Genomic DNA, 20,671 nt, shown 5'->3' with positions numbered 1-20,671 from the left:
AAGTCTTATTTTGAGAATGGTGATTGCCGGGGAATGGCGTTTGTCTCCAAATGGAGACGGATCTTGGGAAGACGCTGCCAGAAGGTTGCAAATCCAGTGGGTAATAGCTTTGTCTCTATTTGGAGATTTATCTCTTTTTTGAGACAGGCGGGTCAGGTTTGCAGACCCAGGGCCGCCATCTTCTTGTACAGCGTCGAGCGCCCCAGGCCGAGGCGCCGAGCAGCCACGTCGACGTTGCCGCCGTGCTCGGCCAGGGTATTGGCGATCAGCTCGCGCTCGAAGGCATCGCGCGCGGCATAGAAATCCTGTCCTTCGGCCAGCCTGGCTGACGGCACTGCCGTGCCCGCCGGCAGCGGTTGCAGCTCGCCCAGCGCCGAACGCAGGGCGGCGGCGTCGATCTGCGGGCGGTCGCCCAGCAGCACGGTGCGCTCCAGCAGGTTGCGCAGCTCGCGCACGTTGCCCGGCCAGGCGTGCCGGGCGAGCAGCGCGAGGCCACCGGCATCCAGCTCATAGAGGGTCTGACGGTCGTCGCGCAGGCCGTCGAGGATGGCTTCGCACAGCGCCGGCAGGTCTTCCAGGCGCTCGCGCAGCGGCGGGATCTCGATGGGCAGGACGTTGATGCGGTAGAACAGGTCGGCGCGGAAACGCCCTTCGCGCACGGCGGCGTCGAGGTCGATGGAGGTGGCGGCGATCAGGCGGATGTCGCTACGCAGCACCTCGTTGGAGCCCACCGGTTCGAATTCCTTCTCCTGCAGCACGCGCAACAGCTTGCTCTGCAGGGTCAGCGGCATGTCGCCGATCTCGTCGAGGAACAGCGTGCCGCCCTGGGCGATCTGCAGCTTGCCGGCGCGGCCCTTGCGGTCCGCGCCGGTGAAGGCGCCCGGCGCGGTGCCGAAGAATTCGGCTTCCAGCAGGGTTTCGGGGATGGCGGCGGCGTTGATGCTGACGAAGGGCTTGTCCGCGCGGGGGGATGACGCGTGGATGGCATGGGCGAGCAGCTCCTTGCCGGTGCCGGTCTCGCCCAGCAGCAGGATCGGCGCCTCGCTGGCGGCGCCGCGGCGGGCACGGCGCTTCACTTCCAGGCTGGCCGGGCTGGTGCCGATGAAGTGCCCGAAGCTGTACTTGGCCTGGCGCGCCTGCAGCAGCGAGCGGGTCGATGCCAGTTCGGCCTGCATGCGCTGGTAGCGGGTGAGCAGCGGCGAGAGCGCGCGCAGCTCGTCGAACAGGGCGAAGCCGATGCCGCCGATGACAACGCCTGCGTCGTCGCGGATCGGCACGCGCATGACCACCAGCGGGTCCTTGGCCATGTCGAGGATGTCCAGCAGCATCGGCCGGCCGCTGCTGACCACCTCGCGCATCAGGCTGCCGGGGATCACCTGTTCCACCGGGCGGCCGATGGCCTGCTCGGCGTTGTCCAGGCCGAAGCGCTGGGCGTAGCGCTGGTTGATCCAGACGATACGCGCCTCGCGGTCGACGATCACCGTGCCTTCGCTGAACTGCTCGAAGATCTCGAACAGCGAGCGGATCGCCAGTTGGCGAACGCTGGGGTAGTCCTTGAGGCTGTCGGTAGCGGTCATAAGCGGGCCGTGCGCGAGGAGGGCAGAGGGCGCACTGTACCGGGATGTGAGAACGGGGTCAGTAGCGGTGAGTGGGTGGGGATCACGTAGGAGCGGACTCCGTCCGCGATAGGTCCGCATCGCGCTGGAGGCCATCGCGGACGGAGTCCGCTCCTACGCAAGGGTGGGCTCCGCCGATGTCCTGGCGGCGGATAAAGCGTTCCGCTTTATGCGCCCTGCGGTCTGCGTCGAGTGTCGTGGCTCCCTGTAGGAGCGGGCCATGCCCGCGATCGCGCGCATGGCGCGCTCCTACAGGTCGAATCCGCTGTCAGCGCTTGGACAGCTGCGCCTTGGCCACGCGCGAGCCATTGGGCTTGTCGAGTACGGCACAGATGCGCTGGCCGGCGTCGATCAATTTGTCCAGGTCGATACCGGTGTGGATGCCCAGGCCGTTGAGCAGGTAGAGCACGTCCTCGGTGGCGACGTTGCCGGTGGCGCCCTTGGCGTAGGGGCAGCCGCCCAGGCCGGCGACCGAGCTGTCGAACACGGCGATGCCTTCCAGAAGGCTGGCGTAGATGTTCGCCGTGGCCTGCCCGTAGGTGTCGTGGAAGTGCCCGGCCAGTTGCGCGCGTGGCACGCGTTGGCCGACCACTTCGAACATGCGGCGGGTGGCGCCGGCGGTGCCGACGCCGATGGTGTCGCCCAGGGACACTTCATAGCAGCCCATGGCATGCAGCTCTTCGGCGACGGCGGCGACCTGCGCCACGTCCACCTCGCCCTGGTAGGGGCAGCCGAGTACGCAGGAGACGTAGCCGCGCACGCGCACGCCGTGCTGGCGGGCCGCTTCCATCACCGGGACGAAGCGCTCCAGGCTCTCCTTGATCGAGCAGTTGATGTTCTTCTGCGAGAAGGCCTCGGAGGCGGCGGCGAACACCGCGACTTCCTTGACCTGCGATTCCAGCGCGGCTTCGAAGCCCTTCAGGTTCGGCGCCAAGGCGGCGTAGGTGACGCCGGCCTTCTGCTGGATGCCGGCGAAGACTTCCGCCGAGCCGGCCATCTGCGGCACCCACTTGGGCGAGACGAAGCTGCCGACTTCGATGTAGCTCAGGCCGGCGGCGGTCAGGTCGTCCACCAGGCGCACCTTGTCGGCGACGGCGATGGGCTGTTTCTCGTTCTGCAGGCCGTCGCGCGGGCCGACTTCGACCAGGCGGACGGATTGGGGCAGGGTCATGGAATGTCCTCGTTGGATTCGTGCGAAGGGCAGCTTTGGCTCTTCGTAGGACCGAGGGGGACGCCTAGTCCTTGCTCGCGAACGCATGGCACCCTGAGTGACCGGAGTGATGCGGGTTCGCGAGCAAGCTCGCTCCTACAAAAAGCGGCATCGGTATCAGGCGGCAGTCATGTAGGGCGCATAAAGCGGAACGCTTTATCCGCCGTTACTGCGCGGCGGATAACGCTGGCGTGTTATGCGCCCTATAAAGTGCCGCCGTCAGGCCGGCGCCTCTTCCAGCTCCACCAGCGCCGTACCTTCCGACACCAGCTCGCCTTCGCTGCAATACAGCGATTTCACCACGCCAGCGTGCGGCGCGCGAATGCTGTGTTCCATCTTCATGGCTTCGAGCACCACCAGGGCGGCGCCGGCTTCGACGCTCTGGCCGGGTTCGACCAGGATGCGCACGATGCTGCCGTTCATCGGTGCGCCCAGCCCGCCATGGTGGGCGTGGGCCGCTTCGGCTTCGGCAATCGGGTCGAAACGCTGCACGCCGACCAGCTCGCCGTTCCATTCCAGGTAGAGGCTGTCGCCCCGGCGGATGACCTGGTGACGACGACGGATATCGCCGTCCTTCACATCCAGCCACTGACCGTCGAGCTTGGCGATACGCTGGCCGTCGGCATGACGCAGGCGTACCACCTGCGATTCGCCCTTGGCCAGCAGGTGCAGGTCGGTTTCCCCCGGCAGGCCGCTGCGCCAGCCGCTCTGGGCGGACCAGGGCGAGTGGGCGTCGTCGCCACGCACGCGGGCGGCTTCGCTCTGCACCCAGGCCTCGGCGGCGAGCTGCCAGAAACGCTCGGGCAGGGCCGTGGGAGCGGGCAGCAGGGCATCCTGATAGCGGCCGATGAAGCCGGTATCCAGTTCGCCCGCGGCGAAGGCCGGGTGGGTCAGCACGCGGCGCAGGAACGCGAGGTTGGTCTTGAAGCCGCCGACGGCGGTTTCGCCGAGCATCGACAGCAGGCGCTGGCGGGCTTCCTCGCGGTTCTCGCCCCAGGCGATCAGCTTGGCCAGCATCGGGTCGTAGAACGGCGAGATGTCGTCGCCCTCGCGGATGCCGCTGTCCACCCGGCGGCCGGGGCCGGCGGCGGGTTCGCGGTACAGCGCGAGGTGGCCGCTGGCGGGCAGGAAGCCGCCTTCGGGGTCTTCGGCATAGAGGCGCACTTCGATGGCGTGGCCGATCAGCGGCACCTGTTCCTGGGTGATCGGCAGCGGCTCGCCACGGGCGACGCGAATCTGCCAGGCCACCAGGTCGAGGCCGGTGATGGCTTCGGTGACCGGGTGCTCCACCTGCAGGCGGGTGTTCATTTCCATGAAGAAGAACTGGCCGCTGCCTTCGTCGTAGAGGAATTCCACGGTGCCGGCGCCGACGTAGCCGATGGCCTGGGCGGCGCGCACGGCGGCTTCGCCCATGCCCTGGCGCAGTTCGAGGGAGAGCCCCGGAGCCGGCGCTTCCTCCACCACTTTCTGGTGGCGGCGCTGGATCGAGCAGTCGCGCTCGTTGAGGTACAGGCAGTTGCCGTGCTTATCGGCGAATACCTGGATTTCCACGTGGCGCGGCTTGGTCAGGTATTTCTCCACCAGCATGCGCGAATCGCCGAAACCGGACTGCGCTTCACGCTGGGCGGATTCCAGCGCCTCGGCCAGTTCGGCCTCGCGCTCCACCACCTTCATGCCCTTGCCGCCACCGCCGGCGGCGGCTTTCAGCAGCACCGGGTAGCCGATGCGCTGCGCCTCGCGCTGGAAGGTCGCGTAGTCCTGGGCCTCGCCGTGGTAGCCGGGCACCAGCGGCACGCCGGCGGTTTCCATCAGCGCCTTGGCGGCGGACTTGCTGCCCATGGCGTCGATGGCGCTGGCCGGCGGGCCGAGGAACACCAGCCCGGCCTCTTCGCAGGCGCGGGCGAAGCCGGCGTTCTCCGAGAGGAAGCCATAGCCGGGGTGGATGGCCTGCGCGCCGGCGGCTTTCGCGGCGGCCAGTACGGCATCCGCGCGCAGGTAGCTTTCAGCCGGCTTTGCGCCGCCCAGGTCGATGGCGATGTCCGCCTCCTCGACGTGGCGGGCGTTGCGGTCGGTGGCGCTGTGCACGGCCACGGTGGTCAGGCCCAGGGCCTTGGCGGTGCGCATCACGCGGCAGGCGATCTCGCCGCGGTTGGCTACCAGCAGGATATCGATCTTGCTCATCAGACTTGCTCCTGCCAGGCCGGTTTGCGTTTTTCCAGGAAGGCGCGCAGGCCTTCCTGCCCCTCGGGGCTGATGCGGATGCGGGCGATGGCGGCTTCGGTATAGCGGCGGCGCTCAGGCGTGAGTTCGCCGGCGCCGATTTCGTGGAACAGCGCCTTGCAGGCGGCCAGGGCCGCCGGGCTGTTGTTCATCAGGTTGGCGATCCAGGCGTCGGCTTTCTCGTCCAGCTCGGCGGCCGGGTAGTGCTCGTCCACCAGGCCCAGCTCGCGGGCGCGGAGGCCGCTGAAGCGCTCGGCGGTCATGGCGTAGCGGGTGGCGGCGCGCTGGCCGATGGCCTTGGTGACGAACGGGCCGATGGTGGCCGGGATCAGGCCGATGCGCACTTCGGACAGGCAGAACTGCGCGTCCTCGGCGGCCAGGGCCATGTCGCAGCAGGCCACCAGCCCGACGCCGCCGCCGAAGGCCGCGCCCTGCACGATGGCAAGGGTCGGCTTCTTCAGCTGGTGCAGGTTGTAGAGCAGTTCGGCGAGCTGCTGGGCGTCGTTCAGGTTGCCCTGGTAGTCGAGCTGCACGGATTCCTGCATCCAGGAAAGGTCCGCGCCGCCGCAGAAGTGCTTGCCGCGCCCACGCAGCACCAGCAGGCGCACACGCTCGTCGCCGGCGACGATGTCGAGTGCCTGGATCAGTTCGGCAATGGTCCGGGCGTTGAAGGCGTTGTTCTTGTCCGGGCGGTTCAGCCAGAGGCTGGCGACGCCGCGCGGGTCGATGTCGAGTTCTATGTTCTGGAAGTCGGTCATGGCGGCGGCCTTACATGCGGAAGACGCCGAAGCGCGTGGCTTCGATGGGCGCGTTGAGCGAGGCGGAGAGGGCGAGGCCGAGCACGTCGCGGGTCTGCGCCGGGTCGATCACGCCGTCGTCCCACAGGCGCGCGCTGGAATAGTAGGGGTGACCCTGACGCTCGTACTGTTCGAGGATCGGCGCCTTGATCTTCGCCTCGTCCTCGGCGGACAGCGCGTGGCCGGCGCGTTCGGCCTGCTCGCGCTTGACCTGGGCCAGCACGCCGGCGGCCTGTTCGCCACCCATCACGCCGATCCGCGCGTTGGGCCACATCCACAGGAAACGCGGGTCGTAGGCGCGGCCGCACATGCCGTAGTTACCGGCGCCGAAGCTGCCGCCGATGATCACGGTGAACTTCGGCACCTGGGCGCAGGCCACGGCGGTGACCAGCTTGGCGCCGTGCTTGGCGATGCCGCCGGCCTCGTACTTCTGGCCGACCATGAAGCCGGTGATGTTCTGCAGGAACACCAGCGGGATGCCGCGCTGGCAGGCCAGTTCGATGAAGTGCGCGCCTTTCTGCGCGGCCTCGGCGAAGAGGATGCCGTTGTTGGCGAGGATCGCCACCGGGTAACCGTGCAGGTGGGCGAAGCCGCACACCAGGGTGGTGCCGAACAGCGCCTTGAACTCGTCGAATTCGCTGCCGTCGACCAGGCGGGCGATGATCTCGCGCACGTCGAAGGGCTGCTTGCTGTCCACCGGGATCACCCCGTACAGCTCCTCGGCGGCGTACAGCGGCGCGCGCGGAGCGAGGGTGTTGAGCTTGCCCTGCTTGGTCCAGTTGAGGTTGGCGATGCAGCGGCGGGCGATGGCCAGCGCGTGCTCGTCATCCTCGGCGTAGTGGTCGGCCACGCCGGAGGTCTTGCAGTGCACGTCGGCGCCGCCCAGGTCCTCGGCGCTCACCACCTCGCCGGTGGCGGCCTTCACCAGCGGCGGGCCGGCGAGGAAGATGGTGGCCTGGTTGCGCACCATGATGGTCTCGTCGCTCATCGCCGGCACGTAGGCGCCGCCGGCGGTGCAGGAGCCCATCACCACGGCGATCTGCGGGATGCCCTGGGCGCTCATGTTGGCCTGGTTGAAGAAGATGCGGCCGAAGTGCTCGCGGTCGGGGAAGACCTCGTCCTGGCGCGGCAGGTTGGCGCCGCCCGAGTCCACCAGGTAGATGCAGGGCAGGCGGTTCTGCTGGGCGATGGTCTGGGCGCGCAGGTGTTTCTTCACGGTCAGCGGGTAGTAGCTGCCGCCTTTCACCGTGGCGTCGTTGCCGACGATCATGCATTCCACGCCTTCCACGCGGCCGATACCGGCGACCACGCCGGCGGCGGCGACGTCTTCGCCGTACACCTCATGGGCGGCGAGGGCGGAGACTTCGAGGAAGGGCGAGCCGGCGTCGAGCAGGCGGTTGATGCGCTCGCGCACCAGCAGCTTGCCGCGCGCGGTGTGCTTGGCCTGGGCGGCGGCGCCGCCGCCTTCATGGACGCGGCCGAGCAGGGCGCGCAGGTCCTGGACGTTCTCCAGCATGGTCGCGGCGTTGGCGGCGTATTCCGGGGAACGGGTGTTGAGTTGGGTGCCGAGGATGGTCATAGGGTCTCCACGAGCGAGTATCTTTTGTAGGAGCGAGCTTGCTCGCGAACAACCTCCGCTGCGGGGGCTGGTTCGCGAGCAAGCTCGCTCCTACAGAGGCGGAAGCGGGTGGGTTCAGCGGGTCTCGTTGAACAGCTCGCGGCCGATCAGCATGCGGCGGATTTCGCTGGTGCCGGCGCCGATCTCGTAGAGCTTGGCGTCGCGCAGCAGGCGGCCGGTGGGGAACTCGTTGATGTAGCCGTTGCCGCCGAGGATCTGGATGGCGTCCAGGGCCATCTGGGTGGCGCGCTCGGCGGTGTAGAGGATCACCCCGGCGGCGTCCTTGCGGGTGGTCTCGCCACGGTCGCAGGCCTGGGCCACGGCATACAGGTAGGCGCGGCTGGCGTTGAGCTGGGTGTACATGTCGGCGACCTTGCCCTGGATCAGCTGGAACTCGCCGATGCTCTGGCCGAACTGCTTGCGGTCGTGGATGTAGGGGACGATCACGTCCATGCAGGCCTGCATGATGCCGATGGGGCCGCCGGCGAGCACCACGCGCTCGTAGTCCAGGCCGCTCATCAGCACCTTCACGCCGCCGTTGACCGCGCCCAGCACGTTCTCTTCCGGCACTTCCACGTCATCGAAGAACAGCTCGCAGGTGTTGGAGCCGCGCATGCCCAGCTTGTCGAACTTGTTGCCGCGGCTGAAGCCCTTCCAGTCGCGCTCGACGATGAACGCGGTGATGCCGTGGGCGCCTTTCTCCGGCTCGGTCTTGGCGTAGATCACGTAGGTGTTGGCGTCCGGGCCGTTGGTGATCCAGGTCTTGCTGCCGTTGAGCACGAAGCGGTCGCCGCGCTTCTCGGCGCGCAGCTTCATCGACACCACGTCGGAGCCGGCGTTGGGCTCGCTCATGGCCAGGGCGCCGATGTGCTCGCCGCTGATCAGCTTGGGCAGGTACTTGGCCTTCTGCTCGGCGTTGCCGTTGCGCTTGATCTGGTTGACGCACAGGTTGGAGTGCGCGCCATAGGACAGGCCGACCGAGGCCGAGCCACGGCTGATTTCCTCGATGGCGATGACATGGGCCAGGTAGCCCATGTTGGCGCCGCCGTACTCCTCGCTGACGGTGATGCCGAGCAGGCCCATGTCACCGAACTTCTTCCACATGTCCATGGGGAACAGGTTGTCGGCGTCGATCTGTGCGGCGCGCGGGGCGAGTTCGCTGGCGACGAAGCCCTGCACCTGCTCGCGCAGCATGTCGATGGTTTCGCCGAGACCGAAGTTGAGGGAGGGGTAGCTCATGGGGTCACCTGTACTTGTATTTGTAATCGGATGAGGGATCGGACCTGCTGCGCGTCGGTCAGGCTGCGTTGAAAGCCGCCTCGAACTGCTCATTAACAAGCGTTAACTCCGCGTTCTCGGCGTCTTGATTCGCTGGCGCTCTCCCTTCGGGCCAGCCTGCGGCTGTTACTCCCGTTGGTCGTTCGCCTTGCCTGCCTCTAGCTCGCAAGGTCCGGGCTTGTCTTAGTTCGTGGCCGGCTGCTTCCGGGGTTTGTCGGTCTCGGCCATGGCCGCCAGGCAGCGCTCCTCGGCCGTGTCCAGTTCCAGTTTCATCTGCTCGATGTCCAGCAGCTGCTGTTCCAGCTGCGCACGGCGGGCGGTGATCTTGCCGAGGAAGGTCTGCAGCTGCTTCTGGTTGCCGCTGCTGGGGTCGTAGAGGTCGATCAGCTCCTTGCACTCGGCCAGCGAGAAGCCGATGCGCTTGCCGCGCAGGATCAGCTTCAGGGCGACCAGATCCTTCGGGCTGTAGACGCGCTCCTGGCCACGGCGCTCGGGGCTGAGCATGCCTTGCTCCTCATAGAAGCGGATGGCGCGGGTGGTGACGTCCAGTTCGCGGGCCAGCTCGGAGATGGTGTAGGTCGTGGACATGGGAATGCTCTTGCTCGGATGTTTACCTTTACGTTAACGTAAACCTGCCTTGAGTCACTGTCAACACACTCGAAGGCGGCGTAGGAAGAAGGGTAGGCGCAGGAATTGTCCCCGGTAGTGAAGACTATTCTTCCTGGCAGGGTCTTCCCCTTTACTGACGCTGCCGGGGGGTGTACACAGCCCTGACCAGCCTGCTAGTTCCGTACTTGAGCTTGGCGACGGAACCTACCGGAGCGATGCATGACCACAAGAACAATAAGCAGCGACCTGCTGCGCGAAGCCCACCTGGCCCGGGAACGCCTGCAACAGGAGGGCGAAGTCCCCAGTGGCGTGCTGCGCGAGGAAATCGACGCTTCCTGGCGGCGCAGCCTCGACCACGGCCTGGACTGCGCCAGCGGCACCGAGCAGGGCCTCGATACCCGCATCAAGCCGGACGTCCTGCTGGCCGGCAACCGCCTGCTGCTCGACGCGGCGACTCCCGAACTCGACTACCTGCAGCAGCGCCAGGGCCACGACGGCGTGATCATCCTGGCCAACGCCGACGCCACCATCCTGTCCGTCGAAGGCGCCCGCGATCACATGCAGAGCAGGGGCCTGGCCGATATCGTCCAGGGTGCCTGCTGGAGCGAAGCCGCCCGTGGCACCAACGCCCTGGGTACCGCGCTGGTGGAAAAGCGCGCCACGCAGATCGACTGCGGCGAACACTTCCTCGACCGCCTGAGCCGTTTCTCCTGCACCTCGGTGCCCATCGAGGGGCCGCAGGGCAATTTCCTCGGTGTGCTCGACATGACCCGCGAAGGCCCGCTCTCCGGCCCGCGGGAAAGTCTTTCGCTGCTCAGCCTCGCGGTGTTCCAGATCGAGGCGCGGCTGTTCGCCGTCAGCCATCCGGGGCAGGTGGTGATCGCCTTCCATTACCGCCGCCAGTACCTGGACTCCGCCTGGCAGGGCCTGCTGGCGCTGGGGCTGGACGGCAAGGTGCTGGCCGTCAGCGGTCAGGCCTGCCAGTTGCTCGGCGCTACCCGCGAAAGCCTGGTGGGCCGGCGCAGCGAAGACTTCCTCGGCCTGCGCGGCGACCAGCTGCTCGGCCGGCTCTACCAGGGCGGCGTGGGCAGCCTGCAGACGCCCAAGGGCGAGCTGTTCTACAAGACGCTGCAGGCGCCGCTGCGCAGCCACGCGGTGCCGGTCAGCAACCGCGCGCCGCGCCAGGCCGCCGGCCCCGACCTTGAAGCCCTGGCCGGTAGCCACCCGCGCTACGCCCGTGCCCTGCGCATGGCGCGCCAGGGGCTGGTCAACGAACTCCCGGTGCTGCTGCTGGGTGAAACCGGCAGCGGCAAGGAAGTGGTCGCCCGTGCCCTGCACCAGGCCAGCGCGCGCAGCGACAAACCCTTCGTCGCGGTGAACTGCGCGGCGATTCCCGAGGGCCTGATCGAATCGGAACTGTTCGGCTACCGCGACGGCGCCTTCACCGGCTCGCGGCGCGGCGGCATGGTCGGCCGACTGCAACAGGCCCATGGCGGCACGCTGTTCCTCGACGAAATCGGCGACATGCCGCTGGCCCTGCAGGCGCGCCTGCTGCGCGTGCTGCAGGAGCGCAAGGTGGCGCCGCTGGGAGCGGGCGAGGAGCAGGACATCGACGTCGCGCTGATCTGCGCCACCCACCGCGACCTCAAGCGCCTGGTGGAAGAGAAGCAGTTCCGCGAAGACCTCTACTACCGCGTCAACGGCATCAGCGTGAAGCTGCCGGCGCTGCGCGAGCGTGACGACCTCGCCGAGCTGGCCGCCAGCCTGCTGGCGCGCATGGGCGCGCCCAAGGTGAAGCTCTCCGCCGAGCTGCTCGGCCTGCTGCGCGAGTACCACTGGCCGGGCAACATCCGCCAGCTGGAGATGGTCCTGCGCACTGCGCTGGCCATGCGCGAGGAGGGCGAGGATGTGCTCGGGCTGGACCATCTGCCGGACAGCACCCTGGATGAACTCAGCGCCGGCGAGCGCCCGCAGAGCGGCAGCATTCGCGAGAACGAACTGGAGCTGATCCGCCAGGCGCTGGAACGCCACCAGGGCAACGTCTCCGCCGCCGCCGACGCGCTGGGTATCAGCCGCGCCACGCTGTACCGCAAGCTCAAGCAACTCAAGGTGGGATGATGTTCTTCACCCGCCTGATCGAGAGCGACGATCCGCAGGCGCTCAAGGCCTCGCTGCACTGGCTGTACGGCTTCGTGCGCCCGCACCGGCTGGCGATTGCCGGCCTGCTCGGGCTGTCGTTCTGCGCGTCCTTGCTGGTGCTGGCGCAACCCTGGCTGACCAAGACGCTGATCGACGACGGCCTGCTGGCGAAGGACTTCCCGGTACTGGTGATGGTGGCCGGGGCGATGATCGTCGTCGGGCTGGTCGGCACGGCGTTGTCCGGCCTGAACCGCTACCTGCACACACGCCTGTCCGGGCGCATCCTGTTCGCCCTGCGTGACGCCCTGTATCGCCATCTGCAGACTCTCTCGCCGAGCTTCTTCGGTCGCCGTCGCATCGGCGACCTGATGTCCCGGCTCGACGGCGACGTCGCCGAGATCCAGCGCTTCGCCGTGGACTCGCTGTTCTCCGCGGTCTCCAGCGTGATCGGTCTGGTCGGCGCGCTGGTGCTGCTGCTCACCCTGTCCTGGAAGCTCTCGCTGCTGGTGGCGCTGCTGATCCCGCTGGACGTGCTCTGGCTGCGCTGGATGCGGCGCAAGGTGGAGCGCGAGGCGCGCGGCCTGCGCGAGCGCTCGGCGGACCTTTCGTCGTTCTTCGTCGAGACGTTGCCGGCGATGAAGTTCATCCAGTCCGCCGGCCAGCAATCCCGCGAATCCGGGCGCCTGGAAGGGCTGGGGCAGGGCTACCTCGGCCAATTGCTGCGCTTGCAACTTACCGAGTTCTTCACCCAGGCCGTGCCCGGCACGCTGATGTCGCTGTCCCGCGCCTGCGCCTTCCTGGTTGGCGGCTACTGGGTGGTGCAGGGCACTTGGCAGTTGGGTTCGCTGATCGCCTTTTCCACCTACCTCGGCATGGCCATCGGGCCGGTGCAGAGCCTGCTCGGCCTCTATGTCGCGCTGCAGCGCATGACCGTCAGCCTCGGCCGGGTCATGGAGCTGCGTGGCGAGGAAGCCACCATCGTTTCCCCGGCTTCGCCACGACCGATGCCGCACAACGGCGAGCTGCGCCTGGAGAATCTGCACTACGCCTGGCCGGGCCGCGCGCAGCCGGTCCTGCAGAATGTGCAGGCGGTGATTCCCGCCGGCCTCAAGGTCGCGCTGAGCGGCCCGTCCGGCGTCGGCAAGACTACCCTGATCGACCTGCTGCAACGCTTCTACGACCCCGACCAGGGCCGCATCCTGCTCGATGGCGTGGACCTGCGCGAACTGGACCTGCACGCCCTGCGTCGGCGTGTGGCGGTGGTCAGCCAGGACATCGTGCTGTTCCGTGGCAGCCTCGCCGACAACCTCGCTTACAGCGCGCCCGAGTCGACGCGCGAAGCCATCGAGAAAGCCGCCCGCGCCGCGCAGCTCGACGGCCTGGTCGCCAGCTTGCCGGAGGGGTTCGACAGCCCATTGGGCGAGCGTGGCCAGCAGCTGTCCGGCGGGCAGAAACAACGCATCGCCATCGCCCGCGCGCTACTGCAGGATCCGCTGGTCCTGGTGCTCGACGAAGCCACCTCGCAGGTCGACGAAAGCACCGAGCGCGAGGTGATCGCCGCCATCGACCAACTTTTCGCCGGCCGCACGCGGCTGCTGATCAGCCACCGCGCCTCCACCCTGGCCGCTGCCGATCTGCATCTGGAATTGCAGGATGGGCAGATGCGGGTGCGCGAGGCTCAACCGGTACAGCGACATGAAGCCTGAACTGCGCATCGGCGTGATCGACAGTGGCCATTCCGAAAAGCAGGCGCGTTTCGTGCGCGGCGGGCAACGCTTCTGCCTTACCCATGACGGATTGGACCGACTGCCACTGACGACTGATCTGCTGGGGCATGGCAGCGCGGTGTGCGAGGCGATCCTTTCCCGCGCTCCGGAGGCGCGCTTGTGCGTGGCCCAGGTGTTCGACGAGCGCGGCGTGACCAGCCCGTTGCAGATCGCAGCGGCGCTGAACTGGCTGGCCGGGCAGGGCGTGCGCTTGATCAATCTGAGCCTGGGGGTGCGCCAGGACCGGCCGATCCTGCACGACGCCGTGGCTGATCTGGTGGCGGCGGGCGTGCTGATCTGCGCGTCGAGCCCGGCCCAGGGCGATCCGGTGTTTCCCGCCAGCTATCCGGGGGTGATCCGGGTGACGGGGGATGCCCGTTGCCGTGACGGGGAATGGTCCTGGCTCGACAGCTCGCAGGCGGATTTCGGCGCGGCGTTGTCGCTGGCCGGGCGCTCGGGTGCGAGCCTGGGCTGTGCGGCGTTCTGTGGGCACCTGGCATCGATGCTGGCCGAGAGCCCGGAATTGTCGAACCTGGAGCTGATCGAGCTGATGCGTGAGCGGGCGCCTTATCACGGCGTCGAGCGGAAGTTTGAAGAATGAGTGGCCGTCCGCGGCGTGGCAGCCTCCCGTGACTACCCCTGTGCGCAGGGCTTTCCCTGAATTCCGAAGAGTCCCCTCTCCCTCTGGGAGAGGGTTAGGGTGAGGGCCGACCAGCCATGACCGAAACTCCCATCCTGATCCTCGGCGCCGGCCCCGCCGGAGCGGCGGTCGCCCTTGGCCTGAGGCGCCTGGGCCACGCGGTCATCGTCATCAGCGAATGGCGCCGCTTCGCCGCCGTGGAAGGAGTCTCCCAGCGTGTGCTGGAGGGCCTGCGCGGTGCCGGCCTGAACCATGCCCTGAGCTGCGCCGCACCGCCGTCGCAACGTCGCGTGCACTGGAACGGCGTGGAAAGCGCCCGGAACATCGAATGCATCCTCGACCGTCCGCGCTTCGATGCGGGGCTGCGTGAGGACCTGAAATCGGCCGGTGTGGAACTGATCGAAGCCCAGGTGCTGGCCGTCGACGCGGACGGCACCGGTTGGCGCGTGAGGCTCGAAGGCGGCCGGGAGGTGCAGGGTGCTTTCCTCGTGGAAGCCCGTGGCCGTCAGGCGCCGTTGAACCAGAAGGGGATGAAGGCGCGACGCGGCCCGGAAACCCTGAGCCTGCTCAACCGCTGGCAGGGCGAGCCCGGTCCGCTGGCCAGCGCGGTGGAAAGCCTGCCCGATGGCTGGGCCTGGATGGCGCGGCTGGCCGATGGGCGCTGCTATTGGCAGCTGACCCTGGATGTCGCCAGCAGCCAGTTGCCGCCGCGCGATCAACTGCTCGATTACTGCCGTGGGCGCCGCGCTGCTTCGGCCCTGGTGCGCGAGTTCTTCGCTGGCGCCGAGGAGCGCGAGCTGGACCTGCACGCCCGCAGCAGCACGGCGATCCTCTGCCTGGAAGCCTGCGGCGACAACTGGATTCGCGTGGGCGATGCGGCGATGGCGGTGGACCCGCTGTCCGGCAATGGCATCTTCCAGTCGCTGTCCTCAGCGTTGCAGGCGCCGGTGGTGATCAACACCCTGCTGCGTGCGCCGGAGCGCGCGGCCTTGGCCCGGCGTTTCCATCAGCAGCGGGTCGAGCAGCTGTTCCTGCGCTTCGCCCGTGTCGGACGCGACTTCTACGCCAGTGAAGAACAGTGGATCGACCAGCCCTTCTGGCGAGCCCGCCGGGCCTGGCCGGATGAGCAGCCGAGCCATCTGCCGAGCGATTTCGCCAGCCTGCGCATCGAGCGTGCGCCGGTGCTGCGCGGGGAGTTCGTCGACGAGGCCGAAGTGGTGGTCAGCGCCGACCAGCCGCTGGGCATCTGGCACCTCGATGGGCTGGAGCTGGCGCCCTGGTTGCGCCGCCTGCGTGCGGAGCCCGAAGCGAAGGTGCTGGCGGACCTGCCGCCGGAACGCCGCCGGGCGTTCCAGGGCTGGCTGCTGGCGCAGGGATATCGTCCGGGGTCGTAGGAGCGGGCCACGCCCGCGATCGCGCGCATGGCGCGCTCCTACAATGGAATGTCCTCGGTTCACCCGCATCACGAATTGCCGATCCACGGAGAACCCCATGGCCCTGCTGCGACATACGTTTGCGCTCTTGCTGATCCTGCTGACGATGACCGATGCATCGATGGCCGCTACCGCGCCTTCCGCGGCCGACAGCGCCAGTGCCGAGCAGTTTCTGCGCCGGGTCTATGCCAGCTACGCCAACGATGGGCCTGGTGTGCCGAGCGACAAGCTGCAGGAGTCGGATGTCTATGACGCCTCCCTGATCGCCCTCATGGAAGCGGATCAGGACGCCGCCGACGGCGAGGTCGGCTTCCTCGATGGCGACCCCCTGTGTGATTGCCAGGACTGGGGCGACATCCGGATACAGTCGCTGGCCCTCACCGCTCTGGAGGGGGATCGGCTGAAGGCCAGCCTGGCGCTCAAGGACGCATCGACCGGCGAGGGCCGCAAGCTCGACCTGCTTCTGCATCGCACCGCTCAGGGCTGGCGGGTCGAGGATTGCATCAGCGGGCAGGGCAGCCTGGCCGAGAACCTGCGGCGCAGTACGCGCAAACTGCTGCAGGAGAAGAAGGACGCGGCGCCGACCTGATCGGCGTACCACCGTGTAGGAGCGGGCCATGCCCGGGATTCGCGCGCATGGCGCGCTCCTACAAGGTGGAATTTCGCACGAGTCTTTTGTGTAGGAGCGGATCTTATCCGCGAAATCCCGGCGAAGCCGGGACAAACATTGCCGCCAGTGAGTTCGAGGTTGGGCGGTTCGCGAGCAAGCTCGCTCCTACAGGTATGCCAGGGAGCGTAGGAGCGGACTCCGTCCGCGATGGGCTAAGTGCCGGGACTGATCGCGGACGGAGTCCGCTCCTACAAAAGCTGCGCGTCCACGTCAGTGCCATCACGGCGCAGGCTCAGTCGTCCTTGCCCAGGCTCGCCGCCGTCTGCCCGAACAGGATCTTCTTGCCTTCCTCGGTCACCGAGGGGCGCGACTGGAAGGGTTTGCCCTGCTCGTAGGCGCGCACGGTGGCCGGGCGCGCGGCGATGCTTTCGAACCAGCGCTTGAGGTGCGGGAAGTCGTCGAGGTTCTGCTGCTGGCGCTGCCACGGCACGACCCACGGATAGCTGGCCATGTCGGCGATGCTGTACTGCTCGCCGCCGAGGAAGGGCACCTTCTTCAGGCGCCGGTCCAGCACGCCGTAGAGGCGGTTGGTCTCGTTGACGTAGCGCTGCATGGCGTAGGGCAGCTTCTCCGGCGCGTACTGCACGAAATGGTGGTTCTGCCCGGCCATCGGGCCGAGGCCGCCGACCTGCCAGAACAGCCATTCCAGCACCGTCTTGCGCCCGCGCACGTCGCTGGGCAGGAATTGCCCGGTCTTCTCCGCGAGATAGACGAGGATGGCGCCGGATTCGAACACCGTGATCGGTTCGCCGCCGTCGGCAGGTGCGGTGTCGATGATCGCCGGCATGCGGTTGTTCGGCGAAAAGGCGAGGAATTCGGGCTTGAACTGGTCGCCGGCGCTGATATCGACCGGGTGGATTCGATAGTCGAGGCCGGTTTCTTCCAGGAACAGGGTGATCTTGTGGCCGTTGGGAGTGGGCCAGTAGTACAGCTCGATCATGGAACCTCCTAGAGTGGAACGCCCCGACAGGGTGTCGGGGCGTACAACGCCCGCGCCGAGGAGAACGGCGTAGGGCGAGGGGCTGAGGATAAGCCTTTACTTGCGGTCGATCCAAACGGTCTGCGGGTTGAGGAACTCGCGCAGGCCGAAGTGCGACAGCTCGCGACCGAAGCCGCTCTTCTTCACGCCGCCGATCGGTACACGGGGATCGGAGGCGGAGAAGCCATTGATGAACACGCCACCGCTGACCAGGCGACGGGCCATCTGCTGGGCCTTGGTCTTGTCGGCGGTCCAGATGGCGCCGGAGAGGCCGAACTCGCTGTCGTTGGCCAGTTCCAGGGCGTGCTCGGCGTCGCGGGCGACGATCAGCGAGGCCACCGGGCCGAAGATTTCCTTCTTGAACGCGGTATTGCCCGGCTTCACGTCGGCCAGCACGGTCGGCGCGTAGTAGTTGCCTTCGCCGTCGAGCTTGTGGCCGCCCAGCAGCAGGGTGGCGCCGTCGGCGATGGCCTGCTGTACCTGGCCGTCCAGCTCGTCACGCAGGTCGAAGCGGGCCATGGGGCCGACGAAGGTGTCGTCCGCCAGCGGGTCGCCGATCTTCAGCGCCTTCACGGCGGCCAGCAGCTTCTCGGTGAAGGCCGGGGCGATGGATTCTTCGAGGATCATGCGCTTGGCGGCGATGCACACCTGGCCGCAGTTGCCGAAGCGGCTGGCGACGGCGGCCTTGACGGCGGCGTCGAGGTCGGCGTCGGCCAGCACGATGAAGGCGTCGGAACCACCCAGCTCCAGCACGCATTTCTTCAGCGCGGCACCGGCCTGGGAGGCGATGGCGGCGCCCGCGCCCACGCTGCCGGTCACGGCGATGGAGGCGATGCGGTCATCGGCGATGGCCTTGGAAACCAGCGGCGGCTCGACGTTCAGCACTTCGAACACGCCTTCGGGCAGGCCGGCCTGCAGCCAGGCGTCGCGCAGCTGATAGGCGCAGCCCATGACGTTCGGCGCGTGCTTGAGCACGTAGGTGTTGCCGCCCAGGATGATGCTCACCGCGCCACGCATGACCTGCCAGGTGGGGAAGTTCCACGGCATCACGGCCAGCACCGGGCCCAGCGGCAGGTAGGAGATGTACGCGCCGTCGATCGGGGTCTTCTCGTCTTCCAGCATGGCCGGGCCGTTTTCGGCGTACCAGTCGCACAGGTTGGCGCACTTGTTGATCTCGCCACGGGCCTGGGTGACCGGCATGCCCATTTCCTGGGCTTCCATGCGGGCCATCGGCTCGACGTTGGCGCGCAGGACTTCGGCCATCTTGCGCAGCACGGCGACGCGCTCGGCGATGCTGGTTTCGCGCCACTGGCGGAAGGCGGCGTCGGTGCGGGCCAGCGAGGCTTCCAGCTGGGCGGCGTCTTCGAAGGTGTAGCGGGCCAGTTCCTGGCCGGTGGCGGGGCTGCGGGAGATGGCAGCGGGGATGGCGGCGATCTGGTTCATGGTGAGTCCTGCTTGTTCTGTGAGGCCGCAAGGCCGGTCGTTCGTCCGGGCACGCTGGCGCCGGGATGGAGCAGAAATTAAGATGCGGACTCATTCATGTAAAATGAATAATCAAGAAAGACTCTTTCTCTCGGAGAGAATCATGGACCTCACCCAGCTGGAAATCGTCCGCGCCGTCGCCCAGGAAGGCAGCATCACCGCCGCCGCGGCCCGTCTGCACCGCGTGCCGTCGAACCTGACCACGCGGATCAAGCAGCTGGAAGCGGAGCTGGGCGCCGAGCTGTTCATCCGCGAGAAGCTGCGCCTCCGTCTGTCGCCTACCGGGCGCAGCTTCCTGGATTACGTCGAACGTATCCTCGACCTGGTGGAGGAGGCCCGGCAGGTAGTGGTCGGCGCCGAACCCCACGGCAGCTTTTCCCTGGGCTCCATGGAAAGCACGGCGGCGGTGCGCATCCCCGAGATGCTGGCGCGTTACCACCAGCAGTGCCCGAAGGTGCAACTGGACCTGTCCACCGGCCCCTCCGGCGAGATGATCGACGGCGTGCTCTCCGGGCGCTTCATCGCCGCCTTCGCCGACGGCCCGGCCAACCACCCGCAGCTCGACGGCCAGCCGGTGTACCGCGAGGAACTGGTGCTGATGAGCGCCAGGCACCACGCGCCGGTGTCTGACGCGCGGGATGTGGCGGGGGAGACGGTGTTCGCCTTCCGCGACACCTGCTCCTACCGCAAGCGCCTGGAGGCCTGGTTCGCCGAGCACCGGGTAGTGCCGGGCAAGATCGTCGAGATGGAGTCCTACCACGGCATGCTCGCCTGCATCGCGGCGGGAGGCGGCGTCGCCATCATCCCGCGGGCGATGTTCGACAGCCTCGCCGGCGGCCGCAACGTGGCGATCCACCGGCTGGCGCCGCACCATGCCGACGCCACCACCTGGCTGTTCTGGCGGCGCGGTACCGATACGCCGGCGCTGCGCGCGTTTATCGGACTACTGGACGACGTGCGGCCCGAAGCTGAAGTGGCCTGACGACGGGGCCTTCCGGGCGCTGTTTCAGCGGCGCTACGTTTCGCGGCGGATACAGTCGCGAAATACTCGCAATTGCCTCTTGCACAGCCACCGTGCTGCGCTAACGTGTGTTTCTCTGTCCGTCGTGCGAAGGCGGCAAACGCTCTTCGCGGCAGGGCGCTTTCCTCCCGTTGAGCCACTGCCCGGAGCGCATGATGGACACACGCAGCAAGAGCCGCCGTGCCAACTCGTTTCAGATCAGTGTCATGGGCGCGGGGCTGGTCTGCCTTGCGCTTCTGCTCGCCGGCCTGCTGGTCGCGCTATGGCCGCATTACTATCCGAAATTCCCGCCGCCCGGTGTGCTCGGCGACCCCGACGTGCAGTGCCTGGCCGGCTGGTGTCCGGGGCCGGATGCGCGACTGCTGGTGATGGTCATGGCCGCAGGCGGGCTGGGCAGCATCGTGCATGTCGCCAAGTCCTTCAGTGACTTCGTCGGCAACGAACGCTTCATGACCAGCTGGATCTGGTGGTACGTGCTCAAGCCGTTCATCGGCATGATCGTCGCCATGCTGCTGTACCTGTTCATCCGCGGCGGCTTTCTCACCGTCAGCGCCACCGGCGACGAGACCAACGTCAACCTGCACGGGCTGATGGGCATGGCCGTTCTGGCCGGCATGTTCGCCAAGCAGGCCACCGACAAGCTCGGCGAGGTCTTCGATACCCTGTTCCGCACCCGCCGCGCGGCGAGCGACGCCAAACGCAAGGACGTGCTGGAAAATCCGGTCGCCTACATCATCGAGGCGCAGCCGCCGATTGCCGGCCCGCACGCGACCTACATCTGTCTGCGCGGGGTGGGGTTCGCCCGTGGGGTGCGCGTGCAGGTGAATGGCACCGGCCGCGAGACGACGCTGGCCGACAGCACCCGGCTGGCCTTCCAGCTGCTGCCCGGGGACGTCGCGCAAGCGGGCGTCCTGAATGTGCAGGTAGTCAATCCGCCTCCCGGCGGCGGGCCTTCGGCGCCGCTCATGCTGGCGGTAGACGGATCGGCAGCGGCGGTTGACGACGCCACCGTGGTGCCCCTGAGGGCGCCGGCACCCATCGAGGAGGAAATGGCGATCTACGATCACCGGTAGGGTCTGCCTGGGACGGGTGGCTGTACGGTAGGAGCGAGCTCGCTCGCGAATTGGAATTTCCGGCAGCACCAGCATCAGGCGGTTCGCGAGCAAGCTCGCTCCTACAAGAGCCAAAGAAAA

Annotated in this window: 16 protein-coding genes; 7 read left to right on the top strand and 9 right to left on the bottom strand. The window is 67.6% G+C overall.

Annotated features, from left to right (window positions below; translation table 11 throughout):
• Positions 1–152: 152 nt before the first annotated feature.
• The 7 genes from ACQ5BL_RS20505 to ACQ5BL_RS20475 all read right to left on the bottom strand — a co-directional run bounded on the left by ACQ5BL_RS20505 (position 153) and on the right by ACQ5BL_RS20475 (position 9,327).
• Entirely contained in the window at positions 153–1,577 is a 1,425-nt protein-coding gene (locus tag ACQ5BL_RS20505; protein ID WP_243806842.1) for a sigma-54 interaction domain-containing protein, read from the bottom strand.
• Positions 1,578–1,884: 307 nt separating this feature from the next.
• On the bottom strand, positions 1,885–2,787 hold the full coding sequence (locus ACQ5BL_RS20500) for a hydroxymethylglutaryl-CoA lyase (protein WP_243806833.1): 903 nt from the start codon (positions 2,785–2,787) through the stop codon (positions 1,885–1,887).
• Positions 2,788–3,045: 258 nt separating this feature from the next.
• Positions 3,046–5,007: an acetyl/propionyl/methylcrotonyl-CoA carboxylase subunit alpha gene (locus ACQ5BL_RS20495; protein ID WP_243806832.1), complete on the bottom strand. Its 1,962-nt coding sequence runs from the start codon at positions 5,005–5,007 to the stop codon at positions 3,046–3,048.
• Entirely contained in the window at positions 5,007–5,804 is a 798-nt protein-coding gene (locus ACQ5BL_RS20490) for a gamma-carboxygeranoyl-CoA hydratase (protein WP_243806830.1), read from the bottom strand. Before ACQ5BL_RS20490 ends, ACQ5BL_RS20495 begins: the two co-directional genes overlap by 1 nt.
• Before the next feature lie 10 nt (positions 5,805–5,814).
• Positions 5,815–7,422 carry a carboxyl transferase domain-containing protein gene (locus tag ACQ5BL_RS20485; protein WP_243806828.1) on the bottom strand — a complete coding sequence of 536 codons (1,608 nt, stop codon included), beginning with the start codon at positions 7,420–7,422 and terminating at the stop codon, positions 5,815–5,817.
• A gap of 114 nt (positions 7,423–7,536) precedes the next feature.
• The gene (locus ACQ5BL_RS20480) at positions 7,537–8,700 is read right to left on the bottom strand and encodes an isovaleryl-CoA dehydrogenase (protein ID WP_243806826.1); all 1,164 of its coding nucleotides are present in this window, start codon (positions 8,698–8,700) and stop codon (positions 7,537–7,539) included.
• 222 nt (positions 8,701–8,922) lie between these two features.
• Positions 8,923–9,327, bottom strand: a complete 405-nt coding sequence (locus ACQ5BL_RS20475; protein WP_207885557.1) for a MerR family transcriptional regulator — start codon at positions 9,325–9,327, stop codon at positions 8,923–8,925.
• 240 nt (positions 9,328–9,567) lie between these two features.
• Here ACQ5BL_RS20475 and ACQ5BL_RS20470 point away from each other — a divergent pair, with 240 nt between their 5' ends.
• From ACQ5BL_RS20470 to ACQ5BL_RS20450, 5 genes are all read left to right on the top strand, one after another.
• The gene (locus ACQ5BL_RS20470; protein ID WP_243806824.1) at positions 9,568–11,466 is read left to right on the top strand and encodes a sigma-54-dependent Fis family transcriptional regulator; all 1,899 of its coding nucleotides are present in this window, start codon (positions 9,568–9,570) and stop codon (positions 11,464–11,466) included.
• Positions 11,466–13,193, top strand: a complete 1,728-nt coding sequence (locus ACQ5BL_RS20465; protein ID WP_243806822.1) for an ABC transporter ATP-binding protein — start codon at positions 11,466–11,468, stop codon at positions 13,191–13,193. The genes ACQ5BL_RS20470 and ACQ5BL_RS20465 overlap by 1 nt, the downstream gene beginning before the upstream one ends.
• Entirely contained in the window at positions 13,183–13,854 is a 672-nt protein-coding gene (gene qhpE, locus ACQ5BL_RS20460; RefSeq protein ID WP_243806820.1) for a subtilisin-like serine protease QhpE, read from the top strand. Before ACQ5BL_RS20465 ends, qhpE begins: the two co-directional genes overlap by 11 nt.
• 116 nt (positions 13,855–13,970) lie before the next feature.
• On the top strand, positions 13,971–15,287 hold the full coding sequence (qhpG, locus tag ACQ5BL_RS20455; RefSeq protein WP_243806817.1) for a flavin-dependent monooxygenase QhpG: 1,317 nt from the start codon (positions 13,971–13,973) through the stop codon (positions 15,285–15,287).
• Between the two features lie 97 nt (positions 15,288–15,384).
• Positions 15,385–15,915 (top strand): DUF3828 domain-containing protein, encoded by a 531-nt coding sequence (locus ACQ5BL_RS20450; RefSeq protein ID WP_243806810.1) that lies wholly within the window; start codon positions 15,385–15,387, stop codon positions 15,913–15,915.
• A 313-nt stretch (positions 15,916–16,228) separates the two neighbouring features.
• Here the strand turns inward: ACQ5BL_RS20450 and ACQ5BL_RS20445 are convergent, their stop codons facing one another.
• Complete coding sequence (locus ACQ5BL_RS20445) at positions 16,229–16,936, bottom strand: glutathione binding-like protein (protein WP_243806808.1); 708 nt, start codon at positions 16,934–16,936, stop codon at positions 16,229–16,231.
• Between the two features lie 96 nt (positions 16,937–17,032).
• On the bottom strand, positions 17,033–18,418 hold the full coding sequence (locus ACQ5BL_RS20440) for an NAD-dependent succinate-semialdehyde dehydrogenase (protein WP_243806806.1): 1,386 nt from the start codon (positions 18,416–18,418) through the stop codon (positions 17,033–17,035).
• Between the two features lie 142 nt (positions 18,419–18,560).
• Here ACQ5BL_RS20440 and ptrR point away from each other — a divergent pair, with 142 nt between their 5' ends.
• Complete coding sequence (gene ptrR, locus ACQ5BL_RS20435; protein ID WP_243806804.1) at positions 18,561–19,439, top strand: putrescine utilization regulator PtrR; 879 nt, start codon at positions 18,561–18,563, stop codon at positions 19,437–19,439.
• A 194-nt stretch (positions 19,440–19,633) separates the two neighbouring features.
• Positions 19,634–20,551: a hypothetical protein gene (locus tag ACQ5BL_RS20430; RefSeq protein WP_243806795.1), complete on the top strand. Its 918-nt coding sequence runs from the start codon at positions 19,634–19,636 to the stop codon at positions 20,549–20,551.
• Positions 20,552–20,671: the final 120 nt, after the last annotated feature.

This window comes from Pseudomonas sp. B1-22 (genome assembly GCF_050474425.1).
In the GTDB taxonomy this organism is placed as follows: domain Bacteria; phylum Pseudomonadota; class Gammaproteobacteria; order Pseudomonadales; family Pseudomonadaceae; genus Pseudomonas.
Note: the sequence above shows the minus strand (reverse complement) of the source record. Positions and strands in the feature narration are given on the sequence as shown.